The sequence below is a fragment of the Pseudomonas sp. NFPP07 genome, from assembly GCF_900115645.1.
GTDB lineage: Bacteria > Pseudomonadota > Gammaproteobacteria > Pseudomonadales > Pseudomonadaceae > Aquipseudomonas > Aquipseudomonas chlororaphis.
This window is the reverse complement of the sequence record NZ_FOXG01000011.1, coordinates 187345-205207: the sequence shown is the minus strand read 5'-3', so window position 1 is coordinate 205207 and position 17863 is coordinate 187345. Positions and strand designations below refer to the sequence as shown.

General features: G+C 64.8%; 17 protein-coding genes. 9 read left to right on the top strand and 8 right to left on the bottom strand.

All coding sequences use genetic code 11. The annotated features are described in order from the left end of the window. The first annotated feature begins 61 nt into the window (after positions 1-61). The gene (locus BM019_RS26390) at positions 62-1630 is read left to right on the top strand and encodes a SulP family inorganic anion transporter (protein WP_092421526.1); all 1569 of its coding nucleotides are present in this window, start codon (positions 62-64) and stop codon (positions 1628-1630) included. 132 nt (positions 1631-1762) lie between these two features. Here BM019_RS26390 and aroE read toward each other — a convergent pair whose 3' ends face one another. Both aroE and hemF read right to left on the bottom strand, forming a co-directional pair. Next, positions 1763-2584: a shikimate dehydrogenase gene (gene aroE / locus BM019_RS26385; RefSeq protein ID WP_009041487.1), complete on the bottom strand. Its 822-nt coding sequence runs from the start codon at positions 2582-2584 to the stop codon at positions 1763-1765. Between the two features lie 115 nt (positions 2585-2699). Beyond that, the gene (hemF, locus tag BM019_RS26380; RefSeq protein WP_009041486.1) at positions 2700-3617 is read right to left on the bottom strand and encodes an oxygen-dependent coproporphyrinogen oxidase; all 918 of its coding nucleotides are present in this window, start codon (positions 3615-3617) and stop codon (positions 2700-2702) included. A gap of 168 nt (positions 3618-3785) precedes the next feature. On the opposite strand from hemF, the gene BM019_RS26375 reads away from it, so the two are divergent. Beyond that, on the top strand, positions 3786-4763 hold the full coding sequence (locus tag BM019_RS26375; RefSeq protein ID WP_092421523.1) for an NADPH:quinone reductase: 978 nt from the start codon (positions 3786-3788) through the stop codon (positions 4761-4763). A 52-nt stretch (positions 4764-4815) separates the two neighbouring features. Here the strand turns inward: BM019_RS26375 and BM019_RS26370 are convergent, their stop codons facing one another. The 3 genes from BM019_RS26370 to BM019_RS26360 all read right to left on the bottom strand — a co-directional run bounded on the left by BM019_RS26370 (position 4816) and on the right by BM019_RS26360 (position 7787). After that, positions 4816-5373 carry an L-threonylcarbamoyladenylate synthase type 1 TsaC gene (locus BM019_RS26370; RefSeq protein WP_062824130.1) on the bottom strand — a complete coding sequence of 186 codons (558 nt, stop codon included), beginning with the start codon at positions 5371-5373 and terminating at the stop codon, positions 4816-4818. A 197-nt stretch (positions 5374-5570) separates the two neighbouring features. Continuing rightward, positions 5571-6680: a DNA-processing protein DprA gene (gene dprA, locus BM019_RS26365; protein WP_092421520.1), complete on the bottom strand. Its 1110-nt coding sequence runs from the start codon at positions 6678-6680 to the stop codon at positions 5571-5573. Between the two features lie 81 nt (positions 6681-6761). Continuing rightward, a complete protein-coding gene (locus tag BM019_RS26360) occupies positions 6762-7787 on the bottom strand; it encodes a LysM peptidoglycan-binding domain-containing protein (RefSeq protein WP_092421517.1) in 1026 nt (341 codons plus the stop codon). A gap of 152 nt (positions 7788-7939) precedes the next feature. Between BM019_RS26360 and def the strand changes: the two genes are divergently transcribed. The 5 genes from def to BM019_RS26335 all read left to right on the top strand — a co-directional run bounded on the left by def (position 7940) and on the right by BM019_RS26335 (position 12658). Beyond that, positions 7940-8446, top strand: coding sequence for a peptide deformylase (gene def / locus BM019_RS26355; protein ID WP_009041482.1), 507 nt, complete (start codon positions 7940-7942; stop codon positions 8444-8446). A gap of 69 nt (positions 8447-8515) precedes the next feature. Continuing rightward, entirely contained in the window at positions 8516-9475 is a 960-nt protein-coding gene (gene fmt, locus BM019_RS26350) for a methionyl-tRNA formyltransferase (protein ID WP_092421514.1), read from the top strand. Continuing rightward, on the top strand, positions 9472-10800 hold the full coding sequence (gene rsmB / locus BM019_RS26345) for a 16S rRNA (cytosine(967)-C(5))-methyltransferase RsmB (RefSeq protein WP_092421511.1): 1329 nt from the start codon (positions 9472-9474) through the stop codon (positions 10798-10800). Before fmt ends, rsmB begins: the two co-directional genes overlap by 4 nt. A 21-nt stretch (positions 10801-10821) precedes the next feature. Beyond that, complete coding sequence (gene trkA / locus BM019_RS26340; protein WP_009041479.1) at positions 10822-12195, top strand: Trk system potassium transporter TrkA; 1374 nt, start codon at positions 10822-10824, stop codon at positions 12193-12195. Positions 12196-12334: 139 nt separating this feature from the next. Continuing rightward, on the top strand, positions 12335-12658 hold the full coding sequence (locus BM019_RS26335; protein ID WP_009041478.1) for a tetratricopeptide repeat protein: 324 nt from the start codon (positions 12335-12337) through the stop codon (positions 12656-12658). A gap of 165 nt (positions 12659-12823) precedes the next feature. Here BM019_RS26335 and BM019_RS26330 read toward each other — a convergent pair whose 3' ends face one another. The 3 genes from BM019_RS26330 to tag all read right to left on the bottom strand — a co-directional run bounded on the left by BM019_RS26330 (position 12824) and on the right by tag (position 14773). Continuing rightward, the gene (locus BM019_RS26330; protein WP_009041477.1) at positions 12824-13063 is read right to left on the bottom strand and encodes a pilus protein PilZ; all 240 of its coding nucleotides are present in this window, start codon (positions 13061-13063) and stop codon (positions 12824-12826) included. A gap of 70 nt (positions 13064-13133) precedes the next feature. Beyond that, positions 13134-14021: a lysophospholipid acyltransferase gene (locus BM019_RS26325; RefSeq protein ID WP_009041476.1), complete on the bottom strand. Its 888-nt coding sequence runs from the start codon at positions 14019-14021 to the stop codon at positions 13134-13136. 191 nt (positions 14022-14212) lie between these two features. Further along, positions 14213-14773, bottom strand: a complete 561-nt coding sequence (tag, locus tag BM019_RS26320; RefSeq protein WP_062824135.1) for a DNA-3-methyladenine glycosylase I — start codon at positions 14771-14773, stop codon at positions 14213-14215. Between the two features lie 81 nt (positions 14774-14854). Between tag and glyQ the strand changes: the two genes are divergently transcribed. Both glyQ and glyS read left to right on the top strand, forming a co-directional pair. Then, positions 14855-15808 (top strand): glycine--tRNA ligase subunit alpha, encoded by a 954-nt coding sequence (gene glyQ, locus BM019_RS26315; protein WP_003177094.1) that lies wholly within the window; start codon positions 14855-14857, stop codon positions 15806-15808. After that, entirely contained in the window at positions 15805-17859 is a 2055-nt protein-coding gene (glyS, locus tag BM019_RS26310; protein ID WP_092421508.1) for a glycine--tRNA ligase subunit beta, read from the top strand. Before glyQ ends, glyS begins: the two co-directional genes overlap by 4 nt. Positions 17860-17863: the final 4 nt, after the last annotated feature.

Genomic DNA, 17863 nt, shown 5'->3' with positions numbered 1-17863 from the left:
GCACGCTCCGATCTGACACTCCACCCTGACGCCTTTCGCCCCATCCCGACCGCGAGGACCCATGGCCTGGCCCAATCGCCATTCACTCTTGCCCTTCCTGAGCTGGCTGCCCCGGCAGACCCGCGCCAGCATCGGGCGCGACCTGCTGGTGGGCCTGAGCGGCGCCATCCTCGCCCTGCCGCAATCGATCGCCTATGCCCTGATCGCCGGCCTGCCACCGGAATACGGCCTGTATGCCGCCGTCGTCCCGGTGCTGATCGCCTGCCTCTGGGGTTCTTCCTGGCACCTGATCTGTGGCCCGACCGCGGCGATTTCCATCGTCCTCTACGCCAGCGTCAGCCCCCTGGCGGTGCCGGCGTCCCAGGACTACATCACCCTGATCCTGCTGCTGACCCTGCTCGCCGGCCTGTTCCAGTGGCTGCTGGGGCTGTTGCGCTTCGGCGCGCTGGTGAACTTCGTGTCCCATTCGGTGGTGCTCGGCTTCACCCTTGGCGCCGCGGTGGTGATCGCCCTGGGACAATTGCCCAACCTGCTGGGCCTGGACTTGCCGAGCGAAGCCACCGCGCTGAACAGCCTGACCTCGCTGTTCGCCCATCTCGATGCCGTGGACAAACCCTCGCTGATCCTCGGCCTGGGCACGCTGGTCGTGGGCCTGGCCCTGAAGCTGCTGGTGCCGCGCTGGCCCTCGCTGCTGATCAGCCTGATCCTCAGCGCTCTAGTGGTGTGGCTGTGGCCGGCGCTGTTCGGCCAGGTAAAACTGGTCAGCGCCTTTACCGGCCGGCTGCCACCGTTCAGCCCGCTGCCGCTGGACCTGGACATGATCCTGCGCCTGCTGCCCAGCGCCGTGGCGGTGGGCATGCTGGGGCTGGTGACCAGCCTGTCGATCGCCCGCTCGCTGTCGGCACGCTCCGAACAGTTGCTCGATGCCAACCAGGAAGTCCGCGCCCAGGGCCTGTCGAATATCGTTGGCGCGTTTTTCTCCGGCTATCTGTCGTCCGGCTCTTTTACCCGCTCCGGCCTGAGCTACGAGGCCGGTGCCTGTTCGCCGCTGGCCGGAGTGTTCTCGGCGTTGTGGGTGGCCTTGTTCGCCGTGGCCGGCGCGGCGCTGATCGCGCATATCCCGATCCCGGCCATGGCCGGGAGCATCCTGCTGATCTGCTGGGGCCTGGTGGACCACCGCGGCATTCGCGCACTGTTCCGGGTCAGCCGCGCCGAGTTCGCGGTGATGGGCCTGACCTGTGTCGCCACCTTGCTCCTGGAGTTGCAGACAGCGATCTATGCCGGGGTCCTGGCGTCGCTGTTCTTCTACCTCAAGCGCACCTCGCAACCGCGCGTGCAGCACGGACGCGAAGGCGACGAGGACATCCTGCGGGTCGGCGGCTCGATCTTTTTCGGCGCCAGCCATTACCTGCAAGTGCGCATGCAACGCTGCCATGCGCCGCGCCTGGTGATCGACGCCCGGCAGATCAACTTCATCGACTATTCCGGGGTGGCCATGCTGCACCAGGAAGCCCGCCGCCTGCTGCGGCAGAACCGCAGCCTGACCCTGCGTCGCGCGCGGGCCTCGGTGATCGAAGAGTTGAGAAAGCTCGAAGGCGCGGAGAAATGCCCGATCCGGTTTGAGGATTGAGCCGGGCGAAGATTATGTAGGAGCGAGCTTGCTCGCGATGAACCTCAACAATGATGCGCTGTGGCTGTCACACCGCCGCTTCGCGGCTATCGCGAGCAAGCTCGCTCCTACAATAGAAAGAAGGAAGCAGTGTCAGAGCGCCAGCTGGCGCCGCAGCTCCGCCAGCACCGGCGCAGTGTCCGGGCGCACGCCGCGCCACAGGAAGAAGGCTTCCGCCGCCTGCTCGGCGAGCATGCCCAGGCCATCCATGGAAATCGCCGCGCCATACTGGCTGGCCCAGCGACAGAAGGCGGTCGGCTCCTTGCCATACATCATGTCGTAGCACACCGTCTGGCCCGGCTCGATCAGGCTGGCGGCGATCGGCGGCACGTCGCCGGTGAGGCTGGCCGAGGTGGCGTTGATGATCAGGTCCACCGGCTCGCGCAGCCAGTCGAAACCACTGGCCGACACCGGCCCCAGGTCGCTGAACAGCTCGGCCAGCAGCTCGGCCTTTTCCACCGTGCGGTTGGCGATGATCAGCGACGCCGGCTGCTCCGCCAGCAGCGGCTCCAGCGCGCCACGCACCGCGCCGCCGGCGCCCAGCAGCAGAATGCGCTTGCCCTTGAGGCTGAAGCCGGCGTTGACCGTCAGGTCGCGCACCAGGCCGGCGCCGTCGGTGTTGTCGCCCAGCAGGCTGCCATCGGCGAGCTTGCTCAAGGTATTCACCGCGCCGGCGCGCTGGGCGCGGGCGGTCAGGCTGTCGGCCAGGCGGTAGGCCTCCTCCTTGAACGGCACCGTGACATTGGCGCCACGCCCGTCCACGAAGAACCCGCGGGCACAGCCGGCGAAATCGTCGAGGGGCGCCAGCAGGGTGGTGTAGACCAGCCGCTGCGCCGTCTGCTCGGCGAACAGCCGATGAATCAGCGGCGACTTGCTGTGGCCGATCGGGTTACCAAAAACGACATACTGATCCATCCAATAAAACCCTCATGCACATCCCTGTAAGGAACCAGCTTGCTGGCGACAGGGACGCTGCGCTGTTCTGTTCAATCGCATTATCGTCCAGCGCCGGCCAGCCGGCTGCAACGCTTTACGCAGAGCCCGCCAGCCAGTCGCGGTCCTGCAGGAAATATTCGGTCAGGCGCGCTTCTTCGCTGCCCGGCTCGGCTTTCCAGTCGTAGCCCCAGCGCACCTGCGGCGGCAGGGACATGAGGATCGACTCGGTGCGCCCGCCCGATTGCAGGCCGAACAGGGTGCCGCGGTCGTAGACCAGGTTGAATTCGACGTAGCGGCCGCGGCGGTATTCCTGGAACTCGCGCTGCTTCTCGGTGTAGCCCAGGGCCTTGCGGCGCTGGACGATCGGTAGGTAGGCCTCGAGGTAAGCGTCGCCGATGGCGCGCATGAAGGCGAAGCTGGTGTCGAAGTCCCACTCGTTGAGATCGTCGAAGAACAGGCCGCCGATACCACGCGGCTCATTGCGGTGCTTGATGTGGAAATAGCTGTCGCACCAGGCCTTGTAGCGCGGGTAGACGTCCGGGCCGAAGGGCGCGCAGGCCTTTTGTGCGACGCGGTGCCAGTGCACGCAGTCTTCCTCGTTGGCGTAGTAGGGGGTCAGGTCGAAACCGCCGCCGAACCACCAGACCGGCTCTTCGCCTGCCTTTTCGGCGATGAAGAACCGTACGTTGGCGTGGGAAGTCGGTACATGCGGGTTGTGCGGGTGGATCACCAGCGACACGCCCAGCGCCTCGAAACCACGGCCGGCCAGTTCCGGCCGGTGGGCGCTGGCGGACGGCGGCAAGCCGCTGCCGAACACGTGGGAGAAGTTGACGCCGCCTTTCTCGATCACCGTACCGTCGGCAATCACCCGGGTGCGCCCGCCACCGCCGGCCGGTCGGGTCCAGGCGTCTTCGACGAAGCGCGTACCGCCGTCTTCGGCTTCCAGGGCGGCGCAAATACGGTCTTGCAGGTCGAGCAGGTAGGCTTTTACGGCCTCGGTGCGGGTAGTCATGGCATCACCTTGAATCGGGCAAAGCTACGCGGCGCCAGGGATACAGCGGGGGGCCTGCGCAAATGGGCGCGTAGCATAACACCGCACAGGGGCCGGTCGCAGTTGACGGCGGTCAAGCATAGGAGTCCGATAAGGCACTTTCGCGACACGACCGAGGAGAGAGTGCAGATGGCCAAACGTATCCAGTTCCGTGCCCATGGCGGCCCGGAAGTGCTCGAGTATGTGGATTACCAACCCGCCGAACCGGGCCCGCAACAGGTCCGCGTGAGCAACAAGGCCATCGGCCTGAACTTCATCGATACCTACTACCGCAGCGGCCTCTACGCGCCACCGGCCTTGCCATCGGGCCTGGGCGCCGAAGGGGCCGGGGTGGTCGAGGCGGTGGGCAGCGCCGTGACCCGCTTCAAGGTCGGCGATCGCGTGGCCTATGGCAGCGGCCCGCTGGGCGCCTACAGCGAAGTGCATGTGCTGCCCGCGGACAATTTGGTGCACCTGCCGGACAGCATCAGCTTCGAACAGGCGGCCGGGGTGATGCTCAAGGGCCTGACCGTGCAGTACCTGCTGCGCCAGACCTACGAGCTCAAGGGCGGTGAAACCGTGCTGTTCCACGCCGTCGCTGGCGGAGTCGGACTGCTCGCCTGCCAGTGGGCCAAGGCCCTGGGGGTGAAGCTGATCGGTACCGTCAGCTCGCCGCAGAAAGCCGCGCTGGCGAAATCCCTCGGTGCCTGGGAAACCATCGACTACAGCCATGAAGACGTGGCCAAGCGCGTGCTGGAGCTGACCGATGGCAAGAAATGCCCGGTGGTCTACGACGGCGTGGGCAAGGACACCTGGCTGACCTCGCTGGACTGCCTGCAGCCACGGGGCCTGATGGTCAGCTTCGGCAACGCCTCGGGCGCGGTGGAGGGGGTCAACCTGGGCATCCTGGCGGCCAAGGGCTCGCTGTACGTCACCCGTCCGACCCTGGGCACCTACGCCAACAACGCCGAGAACCTGCAGGCCATGGCCGACGATCTGTTCGCCATGATCGCCAGCGGCAAGCTGAAGATCGAGATCGGTCAACGTTATCCGCTGGCGGAAGCGGCGAAGGCGCAGACCGAACTGTCGGCGCGGCGCACCACGGGTTCGACCATTCTGTTGCCTTGAAATGCATCGCGGGCGGCGATCCGGCTTGCCCGCGATAAACGACGACGCGGTGTCAGGCCGGACGCACGATCTTGCCGGTCACCAGGTCGCGGATCAGGCTCGGGTTCTTGCGCCCGCCCAGGCTGCCGCCCAGGACCATGTCCAGCTCCCCGCGGAAATACTGCTCGACGCGAATCCGCGTGCGGGCCGCAGGGCGTCCCTGAGGGTTGGCCGAGGTGGAAATCAGCGGCCCCACCAAGGCGCACAACTCACGCACCAGTGGATGATCGCTGACTCGCAGGGCCACGGTGTCGTGGACCCCGGTGACCCATTCCGGCAACAGATTCTGATGGGGTACCAGCCAGGTGTTCGGGCCCGGCCAAGTGCTGGCCATGCGATCGAGCCATTCCTGGGGAAAATCCTCGAAGAGAAAATCGAACTGGCGGATGTTGTCGGCGATCAGGATCAGGCCCTTGTCCACGGAGCGCGACTTGATGGCCAGCAACCGGTCCACCGCCTCTTCGTTCCACGGGTCGCAACCCAACCCCCAGACTGCTTCGGTTGGATAGGCAATCACCGCCCCTGCGCGAATTTCTCGTGCGGCTTGTTGCACACGCCAACTGCTGACCATTGCTGACTCTCCGGATTAAGGCTGTGCGCAGTTTACCGATCCTGCCTATAAAGCCTAGGGTCTGTACGAAAAGTCGGTGAGCGAAGGCAAGGCAAGGCAAAAACAGGCGAGGAAGCGGAGTTTAGGGGCCTAAATGAGCATTCCGAGCCTGTTTTTAACGCAGCATGGCCGAGCGCAGCCACTTTTCGTACAGAGCCTTAGCCTTTTGCCCGGGCAAACCAGCAACCGCCTTCGCACGTCGCATGGCCCTCCAGCTCCAGTTCGGTGAGCGCCGCCAGCACCCTGGGCAGGCTCCAGCCACTGGCCTGCACCAGGCCCTCGCTGGTCTGCGGCGCGGCATGCAACAGCGCCAGCAACGGGTGAGCGGGCGCAGCTGTTGGCGGGGCTGTGGATAACGGCAGCCGTTGCCAGCCACGCAGGGCTTCGAGGATATGTTCGATGGTTTCCACCAGCACCGCGCCATCGCGAATCAGCTGATGACAGCCCCGGGCTCCGGGGTGATGGATCGACCCGGGTATCGCATACACCTCGCGGCCTTGTTCGGCGGCGAGCCGGGCGGTGATCAGCGAACCGCTGGCGACGCTGGCCTCCACCACCAGCACGCCAAGGGACAGGCCGCTGATGATCCGGTTGCGCCGGGGAAAGTGGCTGGCGTGGGGCCCGGTCTCCAGCGGGAACTCGGAAACCAGCGCGCTGCCCTGGGCGATCATGGCGTCGGCCAGGCGCCGGTTGCGCTGTGGATAAAGTTTTTCCAGGCCGGTGCCCAGCACGCCGACAGTCTGTCCGCCGACCTCCAGCGCAGCCTGGTGCGCCGCGCCATCGATCCCCAGCGCCAAGCCGCTGGTGATGACAAAACCGGCCGCGGCCAGGCTGCGGGAAAAGGCCGCGGCGGTGTCCATCCCGGGCCGCGAAGCGCGACGACTGCCGACCACCGCCAACTGCGGTTTTTCCAGGATGCGTGGGTCGCCGGCGACAAACAGCAGCGGTGGCGCATCGGCGATTTCATTCAACAGCGGCGGGTAGTCCGGCTGGTCCCACATCAGTAAATGCTGGCCCGGACGCTCCAGCCAGGCCAATGCATGGCTGGCGCCATCACGCACTTCGGCGTTGCGCCGGGCCTCGGCCGCGCTCGCCGGCAGGCCCAGCGCGCGCCAGGCGCTGGCCGGTGCGCTGATGGCCTTGGAGGCCGAACCGAAGGCTTCGAGCAGCAGCTGAAAACGCTTCGGGCCGAGGTCCGGCAAGCGGTGCAAACGTAGACGGGCTTCCAGTTCCGCGGGGGAAACCGGAGCCTGGGCAGACAGTGACATGGGATCATCCTTGATCGTTATAAGCCCGGTCGCAGCAGGAATAAGCTGTGGATAACTCTGTTGGTAACTTGTTGAGGGTTTTTATGGGTTACGGACTTTGTCCATGATCGCCAGGGAACGGGAAGCGTTGAGCACCAGGCCGTAACTGAGCTTGTCGTAGGTGCGGAAAACCATCAGCAGACCGGCCCGCTCATCCGGCATCTTCACTTGTCCACCGGCTACCCGGTCGCGCACGGTTTCGCCGGTTTTCATTACCGCCAGCACGTTGCCTTCAGCCAGGCCATCGCGCCGTCCCTTGTTCAACGTCACCACGTCCAGCGCACCGATCTGGGTGACACCCCGTGGCACGTCGATGATCAGGCCCTCGACCGCCCGGCTCGGCGCGCTGGGGAAAAAGGTCGAGTTGATGACCCGCGGCTCGCCGCCGAACAGGCGGTCGCCCAGGCGCACTTCCTGGGTGGTGCGCTGCAATTGCAGGGTGGCGATATCGCCCTCGACCGCGACCACCTCGCCGCCGCCGATTTCGTCAGCATTGATCCCCAGTACTTCGCCGCTCTGCGGGTCGGTGTAGGTCTTGCCCTGGCGGAAGATTCCGTAGGCCGATTGCTCCGGGTCGAAGCGGCCGCGCGCGAAGATCCGGTCGCCGGTGCCGCTGAGTACCCGTTCGGCATCGCCGGCGACTATGTAGGGCGCGCTGTCGAAGGCGTCGGCCCGGTCGAGGATGCGGTTGCTCAGCAGAAAGCTGTCGATGGCCTGCAGTGGAATGCTCGGGATCGCCTCGGCCACCGGCGTGCGGCGCACCTGGGGCGAGAGCTTGACCGTACCCCGGGAAGCGCCGCGCTCCAGGGTCAGGCGTGGTTCGCCATCGACCCGGACCAGCGCCAGGGAGTCGCCGGGGTAGATCAGGTCGGGGTCGGCGAGGCTGGAATTGGCCTGCCAGAGCGCCGGCCATTGCCAGGGATCGCGCAGAAAGCGGCTGGCGATGCTCCACAAGGTATCGCCCGCCACTACGGTGTAGCGCTGTGGATAACCCTCCCGGAGCGGCACCTGCGCCTGGCCGAAACCGGCCCAGCCCACGAGCAGCAAGGCGAGTAGTGATTTCCTCATGCGGTGAATCCCTTTATTATGTGTATTCGCGTGAAACGCCAGCGCCTGTGCGCTCCCTGCTCCTGACCGAGCACGTTTTACAACGGTTGCCCTTCCAGAACCCGCAAGGCCTCCGACTCCGAACTTACTTCACACGTGTAGCAATTACGCTTATGGCCATTTTAAACATCCTCGAATTCCCCGACTCGCGCCTGCGCACTATCGCCAAACCAGTGGCCGTAGTGGACGACGAAGTGCGTCAGTTGGTCGACGACATGTTTGAAACAATGTATGAGGCGCCCGGCATCGGCCTGGCCGCTACCCAGGTCAACGTGCACAAGCGCATCGTGGTCATGGACCTGTCCGAAGACCGCAGCGAGCCGCGGGTGTTCATCAACCCCGAGTTCGAAGCGCTCACCGACGAAATGGGCCAGTACCAGGAAGGCTGCCTGTCGGTACCGGGCTTCTACGAGAATGTCGATCGTCCGCAACGCGTGAAAATCAAGGCCCTGGACCGTGACGGCCAACCTTACGAACTGATCGCCGAAGGCCTGCTCGCGGTGTGCATCCAGCACGAATGCGACCACCTCAACGGCAAATTGTTCGTCGATTACCTGTCCACGCTCAAACGCGACCGGATCAAGAAGAAGCTGGAAAAGCAGCATCGTCAGCAAGCTTGATTCCCTTCTTCCAAAGGCTTGCAGCGGCAAGCCTTTTTCTTTTCCGCGTGTTTATTACCGAGAACTCCCATGACTGAGCCACTGCGCATCGTCTTTGCCGGCACCCCGGAATTTGCCGCCGAACACCTCAAGGCCTTGCTCGATAGCCCTTACGAGATCGTCGCGGTCTACACCCAGCCGGACCGCCCGGCCGGGCGCGGGCAAAAGCTGATGCCGAGCCCGGTCAAGCAGCTGGCGCTGGAGCACGACATCCCCGTGCTGCAACCGCCGACCCTGCGCGACCCGCAAGCCCAGGCCGAACTGGCGGCCCTCGCGCCGGACCTGATGGTGGTGGTCGCCTACGGCCTGATCCTGCCGCAGGCGGTGCTGGATATTCCGCGCCTGGGCTGCATCAACAGCCACGCCTCGCTGCTGCCACGCTGGCGCGGGGCGGCGCCGATCCAGCGCGCCGTGGAAGCCGGCGACGCCGAGAGCGGCGTGACCGTGATGCGCATGGAAGCCGGCCTGGACACCGGGCCGATGCTGCTCAAGGTCAGCACCCCGATCAGCGCCACCGACACCGGCGGCAGCCTGCATGACCGTCTCGCCGAAATGGGCCCGCCGGCCGTGGTGCAGGCCATCGCCGGCCTCGCCGCCGCAACCCTGCAAGGCGAAGTGCAGGACAACAGCCTGGCCACCTACGCCCACAAACTGAACAAGGACGAAGCGCGGATCGACTGGAGCCGCCCTGCGCTGGAGCTGGAGCGCCTGGTGCGAGCCTTCAATCCCTGGCCGATCTGCCACAGCACGCTGAACGGCGAAGCGCTGAAGGTGCTGGCCGCCAGCCTCGCCGAAGGCAAGGGCGCACCGGGGACCATCCTCGGCGCCAGCAAGGACGGCCTGCTCGTCGCCTGCGGTGAGCAGGCGCTGTGCCTGACCCGCCTGCAATTGCCCGGCGGCAAGGCGCTGAACTTCAGCGACCTGTTCAACAGCCGTCGCGAGAAATTCGCCACCGGCACCGTGCTCGGACAAGCGGCGGACGCCCAATGAACCCGCGTCTGGCCGCCGCCAAGGCCCTGACTTCGGTCCTCAACGGCAAAGCCTCGCTCAACAGCTCGCTGCCAACCCTGCTGGACAAGGTCGAAGCGCGCGATCGCGGCTTCACCCAGGACCTGGCTTTCGGCACCGCGCGCTGGCAGCCACGGCTGGCGGCGCTGGCCGCCAAGCTGTTGCAGAAGCCGTTCAAGGCGGCCGATGCCGACGTCGAGGCGCTGCTGCTGGTGGGCCTCTATCAGTTGCTCTATACCCGCGTCCCGGCGCATGCCGCCATCGGCGAAACCGTGGGCTGCGCCGACAAGCTGAAAAAGCCCTGGGCCAAGGCACTGATCAACGCGGTGCTGCGCCGTGCCCAACGTGAGAGCGAAGCACTGTTCGCCGAGCTGGAGCGCGACCCGGTGGTACGTACCGCCCATCCGCGCTGGCTGCAAAAATCCCTCAAGGCGTTCTGGCCCGAGCAGTGGGAAGCCATCTGCGCCGCCAACAACGCCCATCCGCCGATGATCCTGCGGGTCAACCGCCGCCATCATTCCCGCGCCGCCTACCTCCAGTTGCTGGGCGAGGCCGGCGTTGCCGCCAAGCCTTGCGTCTATAGCCAGGACGGCATCGTGCTCGATGAAGCCGCCGACGTGCGCGCCCTGCCGGGCTTCGCCGAAGGCTGGATCAGCGTGCAGGACGAAGCCGCGCAACTGGCCGCCGAGCTGCTGGAGCTGGCGCCGGGACAGCGGGTGCTGGACGCCTGCTGCGCGCCCGGCGGCAAGACCTGCCACATCCTCGAAGTCGAGCCCGCGCTGGCCGGCGTGGTCGCGGTGGACCTGGAAGCCAAGCGCCTGGTGCGCGTCCAGGAGAACCTCGACCGCCTGGGGCTGAACGCCGAGCTGATCGCCGCCGACGGCCGCGACACCGCCGCCTGGTGGGACGGCAAGCCGTTCCAGCGCATCCTGCTGGACGCGCCGTGCTCGGCCACCGGGGTGATCCGCCGCCACCCGGATATCAAGCTCACCCGTCAGGCCGACGACATCGCCGCCCTGGCCAGCCTGCAAGGCGAACTACTGGACGCCATGTGGTCGACCCTGGAAGTCGGCGGCATCCTGCTGTACGCCACCTGCTCGACCTTGCCGACCGAAAACACCGAGGTCATCGAGGCGTTCCTGGCCCGTACCCCGGGTGCTCGCGAACTGGACATCGCCGGGCAACTGGGTCAGCCTCCGGCCGGCCTGAAGCAACCCCACGGTCGCCAGCTGCTGGCGCAAGAGGGCGGCCACGACGGGTTCTACTACGCCAAGCTGATCAAGATTGCCGCCGCGCGCGGTCAATAAATGTTCTAAGGGAGTGACTGGATGAAGATCATCATCCTCGGAGCAGGGCAGGTGGGCGGTTCCCTGGCGGAACATCTGGCCAGCGAAGCCAACGACATCACGGTGGTCGACACCGACGGCGATCGCCTGCGCGATCTCGGCGACCGCCTGGACATCCGCACCGTACAGGGCCGCGGTTCGTTCCCGACGGTGCTGCGCCAGGCCGGCGCCGACGATGCCGATATGCTGGTCGCGGTGACCAACAGCGACGAAACCAACATGGTCGCCTGCCAGGTCGCCCATACCCTGTTCCACACCCCGACCAAGATCGCCCGGGTCCGCGAGGCGGCCTACCTGACCCGCGCCGGCCTGTTCGACAACGAGGCGATTCCGGTCGACGTGCTGATCAGCCCGGAACAGGTGGTGACCAATTACATCAAGCGCCTGATCGAACACCCCGGCGCCCTGCAGGTGATCGACTTCGCCGAAGGCAAGGCCCAACTGGTGGCGGTCCGGGCCTATTACGGCGGGCCGCTGGTGGGGCAGCAACTGCGCCAGCTGCGCGAGCACATGCCCAACGTCGACACCCGCGTGGCGGCGATCTTCCGCCGTGACCGGCCAATCCTGCCCCAAGGCGATACGGTGATCGAGGCCGACGACGAAGTGTTCTTCATCGCCGCCAAGGCCAACATCCGCGCGGTGATGAGCGAGATGCGCCGCCTCGACGAATCCTACAAACGCATCGTCATCGCCGGCGGCGGGCAGATCGGCGAACGCCTGGCCGAAGCCATCGAAAGCCGTTACCAGGTGAAGATCATCGAGATGAACCCGGCGCGTTGCCGCTACCTCTCGGACAACCTCGACAGCACCGTGGTCCTGCAAGGCAGCGCCTCGGACCGCGACCTGCTGATGGAAGAGAACATCGCCGACGCCGATATCTTCCTGGCCCTGACCAACGACGACGAGGCCAACATCATGTCCTCGCTCCTGGCCAAGCGCCTGGGGGCGAAGAAGGTGATGACCATCATCAACAACCCGGCCTATGTCGACCTGATCCAGGGCGGCGATATCGATATCGCCATCAGCCCGCAGCTGGCCACCATTGGAACCCTGCTGGCCCACGTGCGCCGTGGCGATATCGTCAGCGTGCACTCGCTGCGCCGTGGCGCGGCGGAAGCCATCGAGGCGATCGCCCATGGCGATGCCAAATCGAGCAAGGTGATCGGCCGCGCCATCGAGGACATTGCGCTGCCGCCAGGCACCACCATCGGCGCGATCATCCGCGACGAGGAAGTGCTGATCGCCCACGACGACACGGTGATCGAAGCCGGCGACCACGTGATTCTGTTCCTGGTGGATAAAAAACATATCCGCGATGTCGAGAAGCTGTTCCACGTGGGCTTGAGCTTCTTCTGATCCGGGACCTGCGCTGTCAGGACCGGCCAATCGCGAGCAAGCTCGCTCCTACAATGAGAGACGTACATCCCTGTAGGAGCGAGCTTGCTCGCGATAGCTGTCTCGAATACGCCACATAACCGTCGAAGGAACCCTCCCCATGCTCGAATCCCTGGAAAAAATGCTCGCCAAGGGCATGGATAACTCGCTGCTGCGCTTCGGCCTGGGCAAGGGGTATCTGGATCTGCACGAATACGCCAAGGCCGCCGAACACCTGCAACGCTGCGTCGGTTTCGACCCCAAGTATTCGGCGGCGTGGAAGCTGCTGGGCAAGGCCTATCAAGGCCTGGAGGACTATCCAGCGGCGCGCCAGGCCTGGGAACAGGGCCTGGAAGCGGCCCGCGGGCATGGCGACAAGCAGGCGGAAAAGGAAATGACGGTGTTCCTCAAGAAGCTCGAGCGCCAGGGCAAAGGCGGACTGTAGGTAGCCGCTGCCGAGCTTGCGAGGCTGCGTACGAGGACGTAGTCCTCGCTAAACCTGAACACCGGGATTGTCAGACGAATCGCAGCGCCTGGTCTTGCGACCGCTTCGCAGCCGATCGCAGCCTCGCAAGCTCGGCAGCGGCTACAGAGGCAATGTCCGGACGCTTCACAGGTAACGCAGGCCGATACCCTCGGCGTCCACCAGCACCACCTCCATCTTCACCCGCGGCGCGTTCATCGGCAGGCCTTGCACCTGGCCGTAGACCACCGCGCCCTTGGGCAGCGCCGCCAATGCCGGGTGCTTGACGTACACCCCGCTGGCGGACAGATTGCGCGTCTGCCCCAGGCACTCGCCGAAGCTTTCGTGCTGGATCTTGATCCTCAGGGATTTGCGCGAATCGGGCATATGCTGTGCTCTGCTTCAGCCTTTGTGGATAACCTTGGGCGAAAGGTTATCCACAGATCGTGCCAGGCGGTCAGTACCAGCGTTCTTCACCAGGCGGACGTTTCTTGAAACGCTTCATGCTCCACATGTACTGGCTCGGATAAGCCCGCACATAGCGCTCGACCACCTGGCTCATCGCCGCGCAGGAGGTTTCGGTGTCGGTGCTGTACATCGCGTCCGGCGCGGCTTCGAGGATCACCTTGTAGCCCGAACCGTCGGGCAGGCGCAGCGCATGCAGGAACACCCCGACCGCCTTGCCGCCGGCGAGCATGTTCGGCACGAACTTGCTGGTCAGCGCCTGGGTGGCGAAGAAGGGCACGAAGATCCCGGCGGATTCGGCCGGTTCCGGGTCGGCGGGAATGCCCACCGCCCCCCCTTTGCGCACTTCCTTGATGACACTGAGGATGCCTTCCTTGGTCGAGGCCGCCACCCGGTTGCCCAGCTGGACCCGCTGCTTGCGCAGCAGTTCGTCCACCGCCTTGAGCTTCGGTGGGCGGTAGAAAATGATCGGTTTGCACTGGCTGCAATAGAAGTGGTTGAGCACTTCCCAGTTGCCCAGGTGGCTGGTGATGCCGACCACGCCCTTGCCCGACGCCAGCGCTTCTTGCAGCACCTCGAGGCCCTCGACTTCACGCACCAGGGCGATCGAACGCTCGGCCGGCCAGATCCAGGCGCAGGCGCTTTCAGTCAGGGACTTGCCGATATCTTTCAGGCTCTGTCCCACTAAACGCTCGCGCTCGGCGGCGTCCATCTGCGGAAAGCACTTGGCCAGGTTGATCCGCACCACATCGCGGGAACGGTTGGGGGTCTTCCACATGATCCAGCCGATGGCCGAACCGACCGCCTGCACCGCGCGCCAGGGCAGCAGGGCAAACAATCGCAGAGCGCCCACCAGCAGGGCGCCTTTAAACTTATCCACAGGTGACTCCTGATATCCGGGTCATGAACCTTGTCGCAAGCCGGTTATTCTAACCGGCCATCACAGGCTGTGTGAAAACGTCGCGAGTGGAAGGCAAGACAAGGCAAAAACAGGCGAGGAAGCAGAGTTTAGGGGCCTAAATGAGCATTCCGAGCCTGTTTTTAACGCCGTATTGCCGAACGCAGCAGTTTTCACACAGCCTGTGGAGCGAGGATGGCGTAGCGATCGCAGTCGCGGGTGTGATCCATGACCATGCCCGAAGCCTGCATCAGCGCATAACAGATGGTCGGCCCGACAAAGGTGAAGCCGGCCTTTTTCAGCCCCTTACTCATCGCTTCGGCCTCTGGGGTAACCGCCGGGACTTCGCTGCGATCCTTGAAATGATTGATTTTCGGCACCCCGCCGACGAACGACCAGAGGAATTCCACCGGGTCTTCCAGCGCCATCCAGGCCTGGGCGTTGCGCCGGGCGGCAGCGAGTTTGAGACGGTTGCGGATGATTCCGGGATCGAGCATCAACTCGTCGATTTGTGCATCGCTCATCTGCGCCACGCGCTGCACATCGAAGCCGAACAGAACCTGGCGATAACGCTCGCGCTTCTTCAGGACGGTGATCCAGGACAGGCCGGCCTGGAACCCTTCGAGCAATAACAACTCGAACAAACGCTGCGCATCGCGTAGCGGCACGCCCCACTCCTGATCGTGGTACGCCATGTACAGGGGATCTTCGTTGCACCAAAAGCAGCGTGGCATAAGGCTCCAGTGGGCGTGCGCACAACTGAATCGGGTATACTCCCGCTCTTTAAATCGCAGCCCAAGTAACAGGTGAATTTCGTGAGCCAGCCTACGCCAGCCGTGCGTACCTTCCAAGACTTGATCCTCGCCCTCCAGCAATACTGGGCCGAGCAAGGTTGTGTGGTACTTCAGCCCTACGATATGGAAGTAGGCGCCGGCACTTTCCATACCGCCACGTTCCTGCGCGCCATCGGCCCGGAAACCTGGAACGCCGCTTATGTGCAGCCCAGTCGTCGCCCGACTGACGGCCGCTACGGCGAAAACCCGAACCGTCTGCAGCACTACTACCAGTTCCAGGTGGTCTTGAAGCCGAACCCGGAAAACTTCCAGGAGCTGTACCTGGGCTCGCTCAAGCACGTCGGCCTCGACCCGCTGGTGCACGACATCCGTTTCGTCGAAGACAACTGGGAATCGCCGACCCTCGGCGCCTGGGGCCTGGGCTGGGAAGTCTGGCTCAACGGCATGGAAGTGACCCAGTTCACCTACTTCCAGCAAGCCGGTGGCATCGAGTGCTACCCGGTGACCGGCGAGATCACCTACGGCCTGGAACGCCTGGCCATGTACCTGCAGGGCGTGGATTCGGTCTACGACCTGGTCTGGGCCGACGGTCCGTTCGGCAAGGTGACCTACGGCGACGTGTTCCACCAGAACGAAGTGGAGCAGTCGACCTACAACTTCGAACACGCCAACGTCGAGAAGCTGTTCGAACTGTTCGATTTCTATGAAAGCGAAGCCAAGCGCCTGATCGAGCTGGATCAGCCGCTGCCGTTGCCGAGCTATGAAATGGTCCTCAAGGCCTCGCACACCTTCAACCTGCTGGATGCCCGTCGCGCGATCTCCGTGACCGCACGCCAGCAGTACATCCTGCGTGTGCGCACCCTGGCGCGTTCCGTTGCGCAAGCCTACCTGCTGGCCCGCGCCAAGCTGGGCTTCCCGATGGCGACCCCGGACCTGCGTGATGAAGTGTTGGCTAAGTTGGAGGCGGCACAATGAGTGCGCAAGATTTTCTGGTTGAACTGGGCACTGAAGAACTGCCACCCAAAGCCCTGAACACCCTGGCCGAAGCCTTCCTGGGCGGTATCGAAAAAGGCCTGCAGGCCGCCGGCCTGAACTTCGAGACCAAGCACGTCTACGCCGCGCCGCGCCGCCTGGCGGTGCTGATCAGCGGCCTGGCCACCCAGCAGCCAGATCGCAGCATCAACCTCGACGGCCCGCCGCGCCAGGCCGCCTTCGACGCCGAAGGCAACCCGACCCAGGCCGCCCTGGGCTTCGCCAAGAAATGTGGCGTGGAGCTGAGCGAAATCGACCAGAGCGGGCCGAAGCTGCGCTACAGCCAAAGCATCAAGGGCAAGCCGACCGCCAGCCTGCTGCCGACCATCGTCGAAGACTCGCTGAACGACCTGCCGATTCCGAAACGCATGCGTTGGGCTGCGCGCAAGGAAGAGTTCGTGCGTCCGACCCAATGGCTGGTGATGCTGCTCGGTGACCAGGTCATCGACTGCACCATCCTCGCCCAGAAAGCCGGTCGCGACTCCCGTGGCCACCGCTTCCATCACCCGCAAAGCGTGCTCATCACCTCGCCGGCCAACTATCTGGACGACCTGCGCGCCGCCTACGTGCTGGCCGACGCCAACGAGCGTCGCGAGCTGATCAGCAAGCGCACCGAAGAACTGGCGCGCCTGCAGGAAGGCACCGCCATCGTTCCAGCTGATCTGCTGGACGAAGTGACTGCCCTGGTGGAATGGCCGGTGCCGCTGGTGTGCTCGTTCGAGGAACGTTTCCTCGAAGTGCCACAGGAAGCCCTGATCACCACCATGCAGGACAACCAGAAATACTTCTGCCTGCTGGACGTCGACGGCAAGCTGCTGCCGCGTTTCATCACCGTGGCCAACATCGAAAGCAAGGACCCGCGCCAGATCATCGAGGGCAACGAGAAAGTCGTTCGCCCACGCCTGACCGACGCCGAGTTCTTCTTCAAGCAGGACAAGAAACAGAAGCTCGAAGACTTCAACCAGCGCCTGCAGAACGTGGTGTTCCAGGAGAAGCTGGGCAGCGTCTACGACAAGGCCGAGCGCGTCTCGAAACTGGCCGCGTTCATCGCCCCGCGCATCGGCGGCGACGCCCAGCGTGCCGCGCGCGCGGGCCTGCTGTCGAAGTGCGACCTGGCCACCGAAATGGTCGGCGAGTTCCCGGAAATGCAAGGCATCGCCGGTTACTACTACGCCCTCAATGACGGCGAGCCGGAAGACGTCGCCCTGGCGCTGAACGAGCAGTACATGCCGCGTGGCGCCGGCGCCGAGCTGCCAAGCACCGTCACCGGTGCCGCCGTGGCCATCGCCGACAAGCTCGACACCCTGGTCGGCATCTTCGGCATCGGCATGTTGCCAACCGGCAGCAAGGACCCGTACGCGCTGCGTCGTGCCGCGCTGGGCGTGCTGCGCATCCTGATAGACAAGAAGCTCGACCTGGACCTGACCGAAGCCGTGGCGTTCGCCGTCAGCGCGTTCGGCAGCAAGGTCAAGAGCGCCGGCCTGGCCGATCAGGTCCTGGAGTTCATCTTCGACCGCCTGCGTGCCCGTTACGAAGACGAAGGCGTGGATGTCGCCACCTACCTGTCGGTCCGTGCCCTGAAGCCGGGTTCGGCCCTGGACTTCGACCAGCGCGTGCAGGCCGTGCAGGCCTTCCGCAAGCTGCCGGAAGCCGCCGCGTTGGCCGCGGTGAACAAGCGCGTCTCGAACCTGCTGAGCAAGGTCGAAGGCAGCGTGCCGACCACCGTGGAAGCCAAGTACTTCGACAACGCCAACGAGTTCTCCCTGTACTCGGCGATCCAGCAAGCGGACCAGGCCGTGCAGCCAATGGCCGCGGCGCGCCAGTACAGCGAGACCCTGGCCCGCCTGGCCGCCCTGCGCGAGCCGGTCGACGCCTTCTTCGAGAAGGTGATGGTCAACGCCGAAGACGCCAACGTGCGGGCCAACCGCTACGCGCTGCTGGCACGTCTGCGAGGTCTGTTCCTCGGTGTCGCCGACATCTCGTTGCTGGGGTAAGGCG

What these genes read in the sequence shown, in the direction of transcription:
- BM019_RS26390 (WP_092421526.1), top strand. Translation starts at nt 62, where the DNA reads ATGGCCTGGCCCAATCGCCATTCACTCTTGCCCTTCCTGAGCTGGCTG.
- BM019_RS26360 (WP_092421517.1), bottom strand. Translation starts at nt 7,787, where the DNA reads ATGAGGAAATCACTACTCGCCTTGCTGCTCGTGGGCTGGGCCGGTTTC.
- BM019_RS26370 (WP_062824130.1), bottom strand. Translation starts at nt 5,373, where the DNA reads ATGGTCAGCAGTTGGCGTGTGCAACAAGCCGCACGAGAAATTCGCGCA.
- rsmB (WP_092421511.1), top strand. Translation starts at nt 9,472, where the DNA reads ATGAACCCGCGTCTGGCCGCCGCCAAGGCCCTGACTTCGGTCCTCAAC.
- aroE (WP_009041487.1), bottom strand. Translation starts at nt 2,584, where the DNA reads ATGGATCAGTATGTCGTTTTTGGTAACCCGATCGGCCACAGCAAGTCG.
- BM019_RS26375 (WP_092421523.1), top strand. Translation starts at nt 3,786, where the DNA reads ATGGCCAAACGTATCCAGTTCCGTGCCCATGGCGGCCCGGAAGTGCTC.
- glyS (WP_092421508.1), top strand. Translation starts at nt 15,805, where the DNA reads ATGAGTGCGCAAGATTTTCTGGTTGAACTGGGCACTGAAGAACTGCCA.
- trkA (WP_009041479.1), top strand. Translation starts at nt 10,822, where the DNA reads ATGAAGATCATCATCCTCGGAGCAGGGCAGGTGGGCGGTTCCCTGGCG.
- def (WP_009041482.1), top strand. Translation starts at nt 7,940, where the DNA reads ATGGCCATTTTAAACATCCTCGAATTCCCCGACTCGCGCCTGCGCACT.
- hemF (WP_009041486.1), bottom strand. Translation starts at nt 3,617, where the DNA reads ATGACTACCCGCACCGAGGCCGTAAAAGCCTACCTGCTCGACCTGCAA.
- BM019_RS26330 (WP_009041477.1), bottom strand. Translation starts at nt 13,063, where the DNA reads ATGCCCGATTCGCGCAAATCCCTGAGGATCAAGATCCAGCACGAAAGC.
- dprA (WP_092421520.1), bottom strand. Translation starts at nt 6,680, where the DNA reads ATGTCACTGTCTGCCCAGGCTCCGGTTTCCCCCGCGGAACTGGAAGCC.
- BM019_RS26335 (WP_009041478.1), top strand. Translation starts at nt 12,335, where the DNA reads ATGCTCGAATCCCTGGAAAAAATGCTCGCCAAGGGCATGGATAACTCG.
- tag (WP_062824135.1), bottom strand. Translation starts at nt 14,773, where the DNA reads ATGCCACGCTGCTTTTGGTGCAACGAAGATCCCCTGTACATGGCGTAC.
- fmt (WP_092421514.1), top strand. Translation starts at nt 8,516, where the DNA reads ATGACTGAGCCACTGCGCATCGTCTTTGCCGGCACCCCGGAATTTGCC.